Genomic DNA, 14,408 nt, shown 5'->3' with positions numbered 1-14,408 from the left:
TTTACGTAACCGGGCTGAACACTATGGGCGCTTTGTGGCAAAACGAACCCACCCGGACTGCAGTGCCTACTGACAGTCCTGAACCCCCTACCCCGCCAAAAAGCCCGCGGCAGCGCCATTTGTGGCGGCGCCTGTTCTGGTTACTCGTGTTGATCGCCCTGGTGACCCTGGGGTTTGCCATCGCCTCGGAAATGCGCACCTCCAAATTACAGGCGCGCGAATTCAGCAAACTGGCCAAGACCCTCACCTACACCCTGGAACCCGGCCCCAGCAAGGCCATCGCCTACCCTGGCAGCGGCCCGTTCGACAAGCGCTTGGGCTACAGCGACCTGGGCGAATTTTTGCCGCGCCTGCTCAAGCGCGACTACGTGATCAAGGACCAGACTCACTTTTCCCCAGACTTGATGGCCTATTACGACCACGGGCTGTTCGTGCCCTACTCCGAGAAAATCCAGGCGGGCTTGTCGATTACCGACTGCCGCGACGAATTGCTGTACGGTTTTCACTATCCGCAACTGTTGTACCCCAGTTTCCAGTCAATTCCACCGGTGGTGGTCAATAGCCTGTTGTTCATCGAAGACCGCGACCTGCTCAGCCACAGCGAACCGCTGATGAATCCGGCGGTCGACTGGCCGCGCTTCGGCATGGCGGCCTACTCCCAGGTGGCCAAATTGCTGTCGCTGCCCGGCCAGTCTGCAGGTGGCAGCACCTTGGCCACGCAACTGGAAAAGTACCGCCACTCGCCCGACGGCCTCACCGTTTCGGGCAGCGAAAAAATTCGCCAAATGCTCTCGGCCAGCGTACGTGCTTACCAAGACGGCCCGCAAACCCTGGAAGCGCGCCAGCGCATCGTGCGCGACTACCTCAACAGCGTGCCGCTTTCGGCAGTACCCGGCCATGGCGAAGTGCACGGCATGGCCGAGGGCCTGCGCGTGTGGTACGGCGCCGACTTCAACCAGGTCAACAAGGACCTCAACGCCACCGCCACCGACCCGACCAGGCTGGCTGCCCGCGGCCTGGCCCTGCGCGAGGTGCTGTCCTTGATGATTGCCCAGCGCCGGCCTTCGCACTTTTTGAACAAGGGCCACGACGAACTGGCGCAACTGACCGACAGCCATATCCGCTTGTTGGCCGCCAATAACGTGATCGACCGCAAACTTGGCGACGCCGCCCTGGCCAGCAAGGTCAGCTACCGCGACTGGGTTCAACAGCCGACGATTCAACCGATCGAAACCAACAAAGGCATCAGTGCGGCACGTACGCGCCTTTCGGTGCTGCTCAACCGGCCACTGTACGACCTGGACCGCCTGGACCTGTCGGCCACCACCACCTTGCAAAGTGACCTGCAGCGCCAGGCCACCGACTACATCAAAAAACTTGCCGACCCCACCGTGGCCCAGCAACTGGGCCTGATCGGCGAGCACTTGCTGACCCCCACCAGTACCTCGCAAGTGAACTACAGCTTCACTCTGTTCGAGCGCACCCCGGACGGTGATCGGGTGCGGGTGCAAACCGACAGCACCGACCAGCCGTTCGATATCAATGAGGGCAGCAAGCTGGAACTGGGCTCCACGGCCAAAATGCGCGTGCTCACCAGTTACCTGGAGATCATCAGCGAACTGCACGACCGTTTTGCCGGGCAAGCACCCGCCGACCTGAAAAAGGTGGACATCAACGAAAACGATCGCCTGACCCGCTGGGCCGTCGACTACCTAATCCAAAATAAGGACCAGAACCTCAAGGCCATGCTGGAGGCAGCGCTGGAGCGCAAGTATTCAGCCAGCCCCGGTGAAAGCTTTTTCACCGGCGGCGGCATGCACAGCTTCGTCAACTTCCGCCGTGAGGACAACGGCCGTATCCCCACCCTCAAGGAAGCGCTGCGCGAGTCGATCAACCTGCCCTTTATCCGCCTGATGCGCGACTTGGTGCGCTACAGCACCTACCAGGCGCCCAATAACAGCGCGCAACTGCTCAAGGACGATGGCGACCCGCGCCGCCAGGAATACCTGGCGCGCTTTGCCGACCGCGAAGGCACAGAGTTCCTGTTGCGCTTCTGGAAGCGCTACCAACACAAGGACAATGCCGCGCGCCTGGATACCTTCCTCGACGGCATGCACCCTACCGCCTCGCACTTGGCCGCCGTGCACCGCTACCTGTACCCGGACGCCGACCCGGCCACTTTCAACACCTTCGTCCGTTCGCACCTGAAAAAAGGCGACAGCGTCACCGACAAACGCCTGGGCGAGTACTACACCAGTTACGGCCCCGGCCACTGGGACCTGCCCGACCAAGGCTATATCGCTCGGGTTCACCCACTGGACCTGTGGCTGGTGGGCTACCTGATGAAAAAACCCGACGCCAAGTTCAGCGAAGCCACCACCGCCAGCCACTTCGAACGCCAAGAGGTATACAGCTGGCTGTTCAAAAGCAAACACAAGAGCGCCCGTGACAGCCGTATCCGCACCATGCTCGAGATCGAGGCCTTCCTGGACATCCACCGCCGCTGGCAGCGCCTGGGCTACCCGTTCGACCACCTGGTACCGTCCCTGGCCACCGCCATCGGCAGCTCGGGCGACCGCCCCGCCGCGCTGGCCGAGCTGATCGGGATCATCCAGAACGATGGCGTGCGCCTGCCGGTCATGCGCATCGACTCCCTGCACTTCGCCGAAGGCACCCCCTACGAAACCCAGATCATCAGTGACCCGAGCAAAGCCAAGCGGGTATTGCCTTCGGAAGTAGCCGGGGCCATGCGCGAAGCCCTGTCGCAAGTGGTGGACGCCGGTACTGCGCGGCGCGTCTCGGGCAGCTTCAAAACCGCCGATGGCACCTCGCTGGTGATGGGCGGCAAGACCGGCACCGGTGACAACCGCATCGAAAGCTTTGGTGCCCGCGGCCGGGTGCTGGGCTCCAAATCCATCAACCGCACGGCCACCTTCGTGTTCTTTATCGGCGACAACCACTTCGGCACCCTGACCGCGTTTGTGCCGGGCCGGGCCTCGGAGGCATTCAAATTTACCTCGGCGCTGCCGGTGCAGGTGCTCAAGGGCATGGCGCCGATCCTCACGCCCTACTTGCAGCCCGGCGCAAATACTGAGTGCCGGGGGCCGGCACCCGCTGCCAGTTTGAAGCTGCAAGCTTCAAGTGGTGCACCGTAGGCCGGCTCCCGTCGGTCCAGCTTGAGGCTTGAAGCTTAAAGCTGCTCTTGATCCTGATTAAGATATATCTTAAGGTATATCTTAACTAGACAGGAGAAGACGAGATGAGAGAGCACAACCACCCCCACCACCCCCATTCCGGCCGCGAGCTGGGCGATGGCCGCGATGGCTTCGAACGCCGCCCCGGCCGTGAGCGCGGCGGCCGCGGCCCACGGGTATTTGCCCCCGGCGACCTGAAACTGCTGCTGTTGGCCCTGGTGGCGGAACAGCCTTGCCACGGCTACGACCTGATCCGCCAGATCGAAGGCATGTTCGATGGCGCCTACAGCCCCAGCCCTGGCGTGATCTACCCGACCCTGACCTTCCTTGAAGAAAGCGAAATGATCAGCGGCGATGCCCAAGGCGGCAAAAAGCTCTACAGCGTGACCCAAGCGGGTCGCCAGTCCTTGCTGGACCAGGCCATCGCCCTGGACGGCGTGCGCACCCGCATCGACGTGAGCAAACGCTCGCTGCGCGGCCACGACCGCCCAGCCGAGATTCACGAAGCGGTGCACAACCTGCGCCACGCCCTGCAATTGCACCATGGTCGCTGGAGCCCGGAAGAAATCCTGCGTGTGCGCGACCTGCTCAACACCACCGCCAAGGCCATCGTCGACGGCCCACAGACCCAGGAGAAAGCTCAATGAAGGCTGAGAACACCCAAGGCGTACACCGCGTCATGCACGAAATCAAACGCCGCCGCCTGGACGTGCTGCGCGTGGTCGACCTGACCCCACGCATGCGCCGCATCACCCTGGGCGGCCCAGAGCTGGCAGGTTTCCTGAGCTTGGGCAGCGACGACCACATCAAGTTGATGTTCCCCCGCACCCCAGAGGAACAAGCAGCCCTGGAAACCATGGTGCTCGGCGCGCCCGGCGCAGACGGCGTGAAGCCGGCCATGCGCGACTACACCCCGCGGCGCATCGACCTGGCCGGCGGCGAACTGGACATCGACTTCGTGCTGCACGGCGACGGCCCTGCCTCGACCTGGGCCGAGCAATGCAAACCTGGCCAGCACCTGTACATCGGTGGGCCGCGCAGCTCGATGATCGTGCCGGACATTTTCGACAGCTACTTGCTGATCGGCGACGAAACCGCCATCCCGGCCATCGCCCGGCGCCTGGAAGAACTGCCGGCCGGCCGCACTGCCCTGGTGGTAGTGGAAATCGAGAACGCCGAGGAAAAACAAGCGTTCCAGAGCGCGGCAAGCGTGGAAGTGATCTGGGTCAAGCGCCACACCGGCGACCTGGAGAGCGTGGTCACCGACCTGGAACTGCCCAAAGGCGAGTTGTACGCCTGGATTGCCACCGAGGCGGCCCTGTCACGCCGCGTGCGTAAAGTGCTGTTGCAGGCTCGCGGCCTGAACGAAGGCCAAGTCAAGGCCGCCGGCTACTGGCGCCTGGACGAAAACGACGAGGGCTGATCACGAAATGCTGACGGCCTGGCGCTTGCCCTGCCAGTGATCCAGGCCAATCAGCAACAGTGACATGGCAATGAAACCCACCAAAATCACCAGGCAATTGATGAACACCTGCGTGTAGCCCAACTCGCCGACGTCCATGAACCCGTATGGGTAAGTCCCGATCACATGGCCGCGCAACAAGCTGTAGGCGAAGTAGACGGTGGGGTACAGCATCCACCGCAGGACATGCCGCACGCGTAGCTGGCCCTTGGGCACACAGCACCACCAGAAGCACAGGAACACCGGTGGCAGCACGTCATGCAGCAATTCGTTGACCCACCACTGCAACCCCTCGGGATGCCACAGATCACGTAGCAGCAAGCTGTAGACCAACCCCACCAGCGCAATGCTGACCGCCACCCCGGAACTTACCCAGGGCTGTCGGAAAAAATCCCGCCCCCTGGACGCTCGCCCTACCACCGCACTGGTCAACACGACAGCCACCAGGGTATTGGTGAGGATCGTGAAGTAACTGAAGAAATTGACCACCCCGCCCAACAGGCTCGCTTCATTTTGCCAGCGCACCATCAAGGTGATGTACAGCTGCAAGGCCAAGGCCACCCAGGCCATCCAGGCCGCACCCTGGGTGAACCACTTCAGGGGTCGGGACATCTCGTGGGGCATGCAACTCTTCCTTGGCAATCAGCGTTTGGTGCGCTGCAGCTTCACATACAAGCGCTCGACCTTCTCCCGTGCCCACGGCGTCTTGCGCAGGAACGTCAGGCTGGACTTGATGCTGGGGTCGCTCTTGAAGCAGCGGATATCGATGCGTTCGGCCAGCCCCGACCACTCGTAGTGGGCGACCAACGCATTGAGGATCTGCTCAAGGGTAACGCCGTGCAGCGGGTTATTGGGGGTATCGGTCATGCCGGGCTCCAGCCGAGTGAAAGGTGCGCACCATAGCCGAGCCGTCAGGCAGGGGGAAGAGCCTATCGCAGTGGCCTTGGTGGTTGAATAGGCTCTTTTGCAAGCGCCTGTAGGGCGTTTCTGAAAATTGCCAATTAGCCATTCGCTCAGTCTAGCGGCTGGAGCGCCGCGCAAAGAACACTTACACCGTGCGGGGTTATTAGCTTCATTGTTACACGCTGAGCAATTATTCATGTTGCTTTAACATCTTTAATTCACAAAAAAACCTCTATATCCTTCGCGCGCTGCAAACTGAAGCGTTTAACTTTCGTAATAAAACCTACATTTATCGTTTCCGGATAAACACCCCGCAAACATAATGTACCGTTTAGTTAATAATTAAGAATCGTATAAAAAATGCCCGATATCGACTTCCAGCGTCCTCGCGTCGCTCGCACTTCCCTGGCCTGTGCAAAGGCCCTCCGACTGCTGGGCGGCATGACTGCCCTGGGCTTGGCCACCTGCGCCCAGGCCGCACCGGCATTCGACAGCGACTCCCCGTGGATGCTGGGCGACTGGGGCGGCAAGCGTACCGAGCTGGCTAACGCCGGTTACGACTTCAAGCTGGACTACGTGGGCGAGACCGGCAGCAACCTGCACGGCGGCTACAATCACGACCACGCCACCCGCTACAGCGACCAGTTCGCCTTGGGCATGCACATGGACCTGCAGAAAATCCTGGGCTGGCACGACGCCGAGTTCCAACTGACCCTGACCGACCGCAACGGTGACAACATCACCAACGACCGCGTGGCCGACCCGCGCACCGGCGGCATCAGCTCGTCCCAGGAAGTTTATGGCCGCGGCAGCATCGTGCGCCTGACCCAGATGTACTACCAACAGAAGTTTTTGGACCGCAAGCTCGACATCAAGGTCGGCCGCTTTGGCGAAGGCGAAGACTTCAACAGCTTCAACTGCGACTTCCAGAACCTGGCGTTCTGCGGCTCGCAAGTTGGCAACTGGGCCGGTTCCATCTGGTACAACTGGCCGGTCAGCCAATGGGCGATGCGCGTCAAGTACCACATCACCCCAGAGGTTTACGCACAGGTTGGCGCCTACGAGCAGAACCCGTCCAACCTGGAAAATGGTAACGGTTTCAAATTGAGCGGCAGCGGCACCCAAGGCGCGGTACTGCCCGTGGAACTGGTGTGGACCCCAACCCTGAACGGCCTGCCGGGCGAATACCGTGCCGGTTACTACTACAGCACCGCCAACGCCAAGGACGTCTATAAAGACAACCAAGGCCAACCGGCCGCCCTCAGCGGCGATGACTACCGCTCGAGTTCGAGCAAGCACGGCTACTGGCTGGGCCTGAACCAGCAACTGACCAGCCTGGCGAGCGACCACTCGCGCGGCCTGAGCGTGTTCGGCAACGTGACCGTGCACGACAAGAAAACCAACATGGTCGACAACTATGTGCAGGCCGGCGTGGTGTACAAGGGCCTGTTCGACGCCCGCCCCAAGGATGACATCGGCTTTGCCGTGGCGCGCATCCACGTGAACCCTGCCTACCGCAAAAACGCCGAGGCGCAGAACCTCGCCAACGCCGTGTATGACTACGACGACCCCAGCTACTTGCCGATCCAACGCACCGAATCCAGCGCCGAACTCAATTACGGCGTGCACGTGGCCAATTGGCTGACCGTGCGCCCCAACCTGCAGTACGTGCGCCACCCTGGCGGCGTCTCCGAAGTGGATAACGCCTGGGTCGGTGGCATCAAGATTCAAAGTTCTTTCTGAATTTAAAAGCGAACTATTCGTTCGCTGTAGTACCTCAGCAGGAGCGTAGGAAAATTCTGAACTACGCTCCACTACTTAAAACGTAACGGAGAAACACACTATGAGCACTGACGGTGCTTTGAGTAGATCTCGCCTGTGGCCCAACTTGTTGGGCCTGGTATTTCTATTGCTTGGTTTGGGTTTGCTAGGCCTGGGTATCAAACTGGCCACCCTGGGCGGCTCGCTTTACTACGTGATCGCCGGTGTTGTTCTGGTGATCAACGGTATCCTGCTGCTGACCGGTCGCCAGGCCGCGATCGGCTTGTACGCGCTGTTCCTGTTCGCCAGCACCGTCTGGTCCTTGTATGAAGTCGGCCTGGACTGGTGGCAACTGGTCCCACGCCTGTCGCTGTGGTTCGTGCTGGGTGCGCTGCTGTGGCTGCCAGCCTTCCGCGTGCCTTTGCTGCGCAACGGCCCTGCGCCGGTCGCCACCCGCGCACTGGGTGCTGCCGTGATCATCGCCGGCGCTTGCGCGGTGGCCAGCCAGTTCACCAACCCGGGTGAAATCAAGGGCGACCTGGGCCGCGATACCGCCGACATGGCCAGCGCCGCGCCAACCCAGCCCGATGGCGAATGGCAGTCGTATGGCCGTACCGAGTTCGGCGAGCGTTACTCGCCGCTCAAGCAGATCACCGCGGCTAACGTCGGCAAGTTGAAAGAAGTGTGGCGTATCCGCACCGGCGACATGCCGACCGACAAAGACCCGGTCGAGTTGACCAACCAGAACACCCCGCTGAAGGTCAACGGCATGCTGTATGCCTGCACCGCCCACAGCAAGGTGCTGGCCCTGGACCCGGACACCGGCAAGGAAATCTGGCGATTCGACCCTGAAATCCAAGGCCCTAACGGCAATGACTTCCGTGGCTGGGCGCACATGACCTGCCGTGGCGTGTCGTACTACGACGAAGCCAACTACAGCAAGTCTGACGCCATCAGCACCCCGGCAGCCCTGTCGACCGCTGGCCAGGCCGTCGCCACCAGTTGCCCGCGTCGCCTGTTCCTGCCGACCGCCGACGCCCGCCTGATCGCGCTGAACGCCGACACCGGTAAAGTCTGCGAAGACTTCGGCAACAAAGGCGTGGTGAACCTGCGCGCCAACATCGGCTCGTTCACCCCAGGTGGCTACTACGCCACTTCCCCCGCTGCCATCACCCGTAACCTGGTGATCATTGGCGGCCACGTGACCGACAACGAATCCACCAACGAGCCATCGGGCGTGATCCGTGCGTTCGACGTGCACGACGGTCACCTGGTATGGAACTGGGATGCCGGCAACCCGGACGCTACCGCGCCGATCGCCGAAGGCCAGACCTACACCCGCAACTCGCCGAACATGTGGTCGCTGGCCAGCGTCGACGAGAAGCTGGGCCTGATCTACCTGCCATTGGGCAACCAGATGCCTGACCAATGGGGCGGCAACCGTACCCCAGAGTCGGAGAAATTCAGCGCCGGCACCGTGGCCCTGGACATCGACACCGGCAAACTGCGCTGGAACTACCAGTTCACCCACCACGACCTGTGGGACATGGACGTACCGAGCCAACCGACCCTGCTCGACATGAAGACCGCCGAAGGCGTGAAGCCGGCGCTGATTCAGCCGACCAAGCAAGGCAGCCTGTACGTGTTGGACCGTCGCACCGGTACGCCGATCGTGCCGATCCAGGAAATCTCGGTACCGCAAGGCGCTGTCGAGGGTGATCATACCTCGCCGACCCAAGCACGCTCCGAGCTGAACCTGCTGGCACCAGAGCTGAACGAAAAATCCATGTGGGGCGTGACCCCGTTCGACCAACTGCTGTGCCGTATTCAGTTCAAGTCGCTGCGTTATGAAGGCCAGTACACCCCTCCGTCGGTCCAGGGCAGCATCATCTACCCAGGCAACGTCGGTGTGTTCAACTGGGGCGCGGTATCGGTAGACCCAGTCCGCCAGATGCTGTTCACCAGCCCTAACTACATGGCGTTCGTATCGCAACTGGTGCCACGCGCCAAAGTCGACGCCAACAGCAAGCGCGAAAGCGAAACCAGCGGCGTGCAACCTAACGCTGGCGCGCCTTACGCGGTGATCATGCACCCCTTGATGTCGCCGTTCGGCGTACCGTGCCAGGCACCTGCCTGGGGCTACGTGGCCGGTATCGACATGACCACGGCCAAGGTCGTCTGGAAGCACAAGAATGGCACCAGCCGTGACAGCTCGCCCGTGCCACTGGGCCTGAACCTGGGTGTGCCAAGCATGGGCGGCTCCATGGTGACGGCCGGCGGCGTCGGCTTCCTGAGCGGCACCCTGGACCAGTACATCCGCGCCTATGACGTGCGCAACGGCAAGGAGCTGTGGTCCAGCCGCCTGCCGGCTGGTGGCCAGTCCACGCCAATGACCTACACCGGCAAGGATGGCGCGCAGTACGTGCTGTCGGTGGTTGGCGGCCATGGCTCGCTGGGCACCAAGATGGGCGACTACATCATCGCCTACAAACTGGCTGAGTAAGGCCGGTTAAAAAAAACCGCCGCTCCCGGAAGGGCGCGGCGGTTTTTTTATGCCTGTGAAACGTTATTTTTCGATCACTTCACCGCGCATCGGCGCAAGCCTTGCCAACAACCGGTTCTGCGCCGGCACCGGCACGTTCTGCGCTTCCATGGCCTTGATCAGGTCTTCCACCAAGGCGTTGAAATCGCTGCGGGTCAGGTGTTGGCCCTTGTGGCTCTCGGCCATGCTGTCGCCGGTATAAACGCAAGGCCCACCGGCCTCCACGCAAAACTGCTCCACCAGCTTGTCGCGCAGGCGGGCGATGTCGATCTTGCGAAAGTGCTCGACGATGCGCGGGTCGCGGGCGATGTTCAAGAGCATGCCTTCGACGATTTTCTGGATACCGGCGCGCTGGCCCAGCGCTTGATACAGGCTGTCATCACGCGCGGGCTGTTGCGCGCTGCAACCCCACAACAGCGCAAGGCCCAGGGCTGCGGCGATCAATGGCTTCATCAGAAACTCCCCTGCACGGACAGGTAGGTGCCGTTCTGGTTGTCCAGGGTGGCGATCTCGCCCAGGCGGGCATATGCCAGCACAAAGGCTACATGCTTGGTCGGGAACCAGCCGACGAACACATCGGCCCAATCGCTTTCACCCGAGAACGACAGGTTGTCCGGCTTTTCTCGATACTCCACGCCCATGGCCCAACGCGGGTTGAACATCACGGCCACCGAGCCTTCCTTGAGCACGCTGCGCGTGTCACGCCGGTCGCCGCCAAACCCCAGCACGCCCAGCTCGTTGGCCCGGCTGTAGCGCAGGTTGCCGTTCACCAGCAGGTCGTAGCCAAACGCCGCGCCGAGGAACAACCGGCTGGCGGCCAGGTAGCCTTCCACGTCGTGGTCGCGCTTGGCGCCCACCAGGCTCGGGATCAGGAAATCGCGCTGGTGCTTGTACTCAAGGCCCAGCGACACTTGCGGCAAGTCGTCGTAGATCAGGTCGCCAAACAGGCGCACCTTGAGGCCGAACACGTCTTGGCTGAGGCTGTCTTCGGGCAGGCCGAGCTTGTGCACCAGCGAGCCCAAGTCAAAGCGCTGACGGGCATAGGACACTTCAATGCGGTTGTCATAACTGGCCGCCATGCCCACCACGTCCAGGCGGTAGTCCGGCAGGTTGACCGTGGTGCCGAACACCGTGGCGCCCCACTCGCCCTGCTCGCCGTACCCGGCCAGCACCGCCCACGGCGTGATGCCGCCACCCGCCGCGCCTTCGATACTGGATGCACCCCCGGTAGCCAACAAGCGCCCCTGATCGGCCAGCACCGGAGCAACCCACCCCAACGCCAATGAACACAACACAAAGGAAACTCTGAATTTCATCAATCAATGAACCATGGCAAACGGGGTGGTGAGCGGTTGTTTGACCCAGGCCTCGAACGCCGCCGCAGTGAGCGGCCGGCTGATCAGGTAACCCTGGGCGGTATCGCAGTGCCAGCGCTCGAGTAAGCGCAGGCTATGTTCGTATTCGACGCCCTCGGCCACCACCTTGAGCCCCAGGTTGTGGCTCATCTCGATGGTGGAGCGCACGATCACCGCGTCTTCGCTTGTTTCATCCAGGTTGCGCACAAAGGACTGGTCGATCTTGAGCTCTTGCACCGGCAGGCGCTTAAGGTGGGCCAGCGATGAATAGCCGGTGCCGAAGTCATCCACCGACAGGCTGATGCCGCACTCGCGCAGACGGTTGAGCACCTTGAGCGCCGATTCCGGCTCACGCATCACGGCGCTTTCGGTGATCTCGAAAATCAGTTGCTCGGCCGGCACGTTGTGCTGCTTGAGCACTCGCGTCACCTGCTCGGCCAGGTCCTGGCCATGCAGGTCATCGGCGGAAATGTTCAACGACAACTGCACGCGCATGCCGCGCTTGTTCCATTCGCTCAACTGCCGGATGCCCTCGCCGATCACCCAGCGCGTCAGGCTCTGGATGCTGCCGGTACGCTCGGCCAGCTCGATGAACTCAGCCGGCGAGACCATGCCGAACTGCGGGTGCTGCCAACGCAACAAGGCCTCGGCCTGGCGCACCCTGCCCTGGCGGATGTCGAGCTTGGGTTGATAGTTGAGCAACAGTTCGCCGTTCGCCGCGGCGCGGCGCAAGTCACGGATCAAGCTGATCTGGCGCTGGTGCGCCAGGTCGCGGCCGTGCTCATACACCTGCAGGCGACCGGGTATGTCGGCAGCGTCTTTCATGGCGATGGCGGCGCGGGCCAGTAACTCGTCGCAGGTCACGCCATCGGCAGGATAGGCCGCGATACCGATACGGCAATCGATGGCGATGTCGTGCCCGCCAATACGCTGGGGCTTGAGCAGCAATTGCTGCACCTGGTCGGCCATGGCCACCGCGCTGTCGCTGTCGATGCCTTCAAGCAGCAACAGGAACTCGTCGGCAATCAGGTGCGCCACGGTATCGCCCGGGCGAACTGCTGCCAGAAGGCGTTGGCTAACCCGTTGCAACAGGCTGTCGACAAAGGCCGGCCCACCGTTTTCACTGAGCGAGCGCAGGTTATCGATGCCCAGGTACAGCAAGGCCACCGGCCGTTGCGCGGCGATTGCACTGCCCAGGCGCTCCATGGCCAACGCGCGGTTGGGCAGGCCCGTCAGGCTGTCGTGCAAGGCGTTGTGGGCGATCAGTTGCTCACGTTCGGCGATGCCCTCCTGCATCTGGTTGAAAGCGGTGGCCAACAGGCCCAACTCGTCGCTGCGGGTCATTTGCAGAGGCGTCTGGTAGTCACCCTTGCGGATGCGCCCGGCGGCTTGGGCCAAGGCCTGCACCGGTTGCGAAACGCTGCGTGCCAGCAACAACGCGCCGACCAAAGATGCCAGCAAGGCCAGCAACGAGATGCCGAGGATGTTCTGGTCCAGCGGGGCGAAGGCGCGCATCGCTTCGTCCAGCGGGCTTTGCAGCAACGCGACGACCTGGCCTTGACCGCTGCTGTCGTTGCCCAGCAGCACCGGCTGGCTGAGGTAGTTCTCACCACCAAAGACAGTCAGGGTGACGCCATGGGCTTTCTGATTGCCCTGCATCCAGATACTCAGGCTGCCCAGCAAGCCGGCCGGCTGGGTACTGACCAACGCGCCCGGTTGGGCATTGTCGATGGCCAGGAACGATACCTGCAAGTTGGTCATCGAGCGCAGTTCCTGGGCGAACGCGCTGTCCATGCTGAAGCCCATCACCACCCGGGCGATCGGCAGGGGCGCCATCACCGGCGCCTCCACCAGCAAGTGCGGTTGCCCGGCCAACGGCACGATCAACATCGATTGCTTGCTGCGGCGCATGTCGCGCAGGGCCTGGTCAAAGCGGAACGGTGTGCCAACCGCGACACTGTCCAGGGTGCTCGACAGCACCCGACCGTCCATGCCCAGCAGGAACACGTCACTGGCATTGATGCGCATGCCGTGGTTGACCAGTGCCGAGCGGATGGTGGCCGAATCGCCACTGGCCACCGCATCGCGAAAACCGAAATCCTGCGCCAGCACCTGCACGCCATCGCGCAGGCGGCGCCCGCGGGCATCGAGCAAGCGCTCGAATACCCGCGCACCTACCTCCAGCTGTTCATTGGCCTGGGCACGCACGGCTTCGTTGGTGGCCCCCTTGACTGCAAACGTCAACGCACCGATCACTACCATCAACAGCAGGATCAATACGCAGGCGATGCGCGCCTGGAAGCTATTTCGCAGGTTCACGGGCAGCTTGATCAAAGGCATTGCCAAAGTCGCTCTGTGAGTGTTCGCTCATGTCCATGCCATCCATGTCACCCATTGCCTCGCCAGTGGCGGGTTGCACCGTCACCTTGAAACTTTGTTTAAGCCCCGCGGCGGGCACCTGGATGTCGCCCGCAGGCTGGGTACGCAGGTCGGCCGATTGCGGGTGCCACAGGGTCGCGGTGTACTGCCCGGGCGCAAGGTCGGCCAGGTGGATGCGCCCCTTGTCGTCACTCACGGCAAACACTGGGTCGGCGGTCACGTAGACGTAGCCAAGCATGGTGTCGTGAATGTTGCACCCCAGCACCACCACGCCTGGCTTATCGAACAATAGGGGTTGGCTGGGCGTGCCTTGATAGAGGCGCAACTCGAAACGCTTGGGTTCGGAGAACGAATAGACCTGGTGGCGGATGTCATCGCTGTTGGGGAACTTGACCTGTGTGCCGGTGTGCACCACCAACACATGGGGCGCGAACTGCTTGTCGTGCTGGTCCATGTCGGCCTTGCCGGCAACCGGCGCCTTGAGGCCATTGCCGCTCAAGGTCAACACCGCGTTGCGCAGCGGCTTGCCGTCCTGGTCGAGCATTTGCGCGTCCAGGCTCGCCGCCTGGACGTCGGCAGCCACTGGCAGCAGGGCCAACAGGGTCAAAACAGCAATCAGCACTTTGCGCATGCGGGAAACTCGGCAAGACAGAACAAGAGCCGACCCTGGCGTTCAAGTGAAACGTTAAAGCAGGTTACCCGGCACATAAAGGAAGCGCACGTTATATATTGTAGCCTTTTGCCATTACGCGGCAAAGGAGACGAACGGTAATACTGGCCCACTGACACAACCCTAGCGTCGTTTCAGAGAG

Annotated in this window: 11 protein-coding genes; 5 read left to right on the top strand and 6 right to left on the bottom strand. The window is 62.0% G+C overall.

What is annotated here, in order from left to right; genetic code table 11:
- The first annotated feature begins 23 nt into the window (after window positions 1-23).
- From L9B60_RS17590 to L9B60_RS17580, 3 genes are all read left to right on the top strand, one after another.
- The gene (locus L9B60_RS17590) at window positions 24-3,155 is read left to right on the top strand and encodes a transglycosylase domain-containing protein (protein ID WP_249672028.1); all 3,132 of its coding nucleotides are present in this window, start codon (window positions 24-26) and stop codon (window positions 3,153-3,155) included.
- A 104-nt stretch (window positions 3,156-3,259) separates the two neighbouring features.
- A complete protein-coding gene (locus L9B60_RS17585) occupies window positions 3,260-3,841 on the top strand; it encodes a PadR family transcriptional regulator (protein ID WP_249672027.1) in 582 nt (193 codons plus the stop codon).
- The gene (locus tag L9B60_RS17580; RefSeq protein WP_249672026.1) at window positions 3,838-4,617 is read left to right on the top strand and encodes a siderophore-interacting protein; all 780 of its coding nucleotides are present in this window, start codon (window positions 3,838-3,840) and stop codon (window positions 4,615-4,617) included. Before L9B60_RS17585 ends, L9B60_RS17580 begins: the two co-directional genes overlap by 4 nt.
- Here the strand turns inward: L9B60_RS17580 and L9B60_RS17575 are convergent, their stop codons facing one another.
- The gene (locus L9B60_RS17575; RefSeq protein WP_249672025.1) at window positions 4,618-5,280 is read right to left on the bottom strand and encodes a Pr6Pr family membrane protein; all 663 of its coding nucleotides are present in this window, start codon (window positions 5,278-5,280) and stop codon (window positions 4,618-4,620) included.
- A gap of 18 nt (window positions 5,281-5,298) precedes the next feature.
- Window positions 5,299-5,523 (bottom strand): VF530 family protein, encoded by a 225-nt coding sequence (locus L9B60_RS17570; protein WP_249672024.1) that lies wholly within the window; start codon window positions 5,521-5,523, stop codon window positions 5,299-5,301.
- A gap of 396 nt (window positions 5,524-5,919) precedes the next feature.
- On the opposite strand from L9B60_RS17570, the gene L9B60_RS17565 reads away from it, so the two are divergent.
- A complete protein-coding gene (locus tag L9B60_RS17565; protein ID WP_438865989.1) occupies window positions 5,920-7,302 on the top strand; it encodes a carbohydrate porin in 1,383 nt (460 codons plus the stop codon).
- 100 nt (window positions 7,303-7,402) lie between these two features.
- Window positions 7,403-9,823, top strand: a complete 2,421-nt coding sequence (locus L9B60_RS17560; RefSeq protein ID WP_249672023.1) for a glucose/quinate/shikimate family membrane-bound PQQ-dependent dehydrogenase — start codon at window positions 7,403-7,405, stop codon at window positions 9,821-9,823.
- Window positions 9,824-9,886: 63 nt separating this feature from the next.
- Here L9B60_RS17560 and L9B60_RS17555 read toward each other — a convergent pair whose 3' ends face one another.
- From L9B60_RS17555 to L9B60_RS17540, 4 genes are read right to left on the bottom strand one after another with little or no spacing between them, the layout of a single operon-like run.
- Window positions 9,887-10,315: a group I truncated hemoglobin gene (locus tag L9B60_RS17555; RefSeq protein WP_249672022.1), complete on the bottom strand. Its 429-nt coding sequence runs from the start codon at window positions 10,313-10,315 to the stop codon at window positions 9,887-9,889.
- A complete protein-coding gene (locus tag L9B60_RS17550) occupies window positions 10,315-11,178 on the bottom strand; it encodes a DUF3034 family protein (RefSeq protein WP_249672021.1) in 864 nt (287 codons plus the stop codon). Before L9B60_RS17550 ends, L9B60_RS17555 begins: the two co-directional genes overlap by 1 nt.
- Window positions 11,179-11,181: 3 nt before the next feature.
- Complete coding sequence (locus L9B60_RS17545; RefSeq protein ID WP_249679766.1) at window positions 11,182-13,536, bottom strand: bifunctional diguanylate cyclase/phosphodiesterase; 2,355 nt, start codon at window positions 13,534-13,536, stop codon at window positions 11,182-11,184.
- Window positions 13,520-14,227 (bottom strand): methylamine utilization protein, encoded by a 708-nt coding sequence (locus tag L9B60_RS17540; RefSeq protein WP_438865988.1) that lies wholly within the window; start codon window positions 14,225-14,227, stop codon window positions 13,520-13,522. The genes L9B60_RS17545 and L9B60_RS17540 overlap by 17 nt, the downstream gene beginning before the upstream one ends.
- Window positions 14,228-14,408: the final 181 nt, after the last annotated feature.

Source organism: Pseudomonas abieticivorans (genome assembly GCF_023509015.1).
Classification (GTDB): domain Bacteria; phylum Pseudomonadota; class Gammaproteobacteria; order Pseudomonadales; family Pseudomonadaceae; genus Aquipseudomonas; species Aquipseudomonas abieticivorans.
This window is presented reverse-complemented; position numbering and strand designations above follow the sequence as displayed.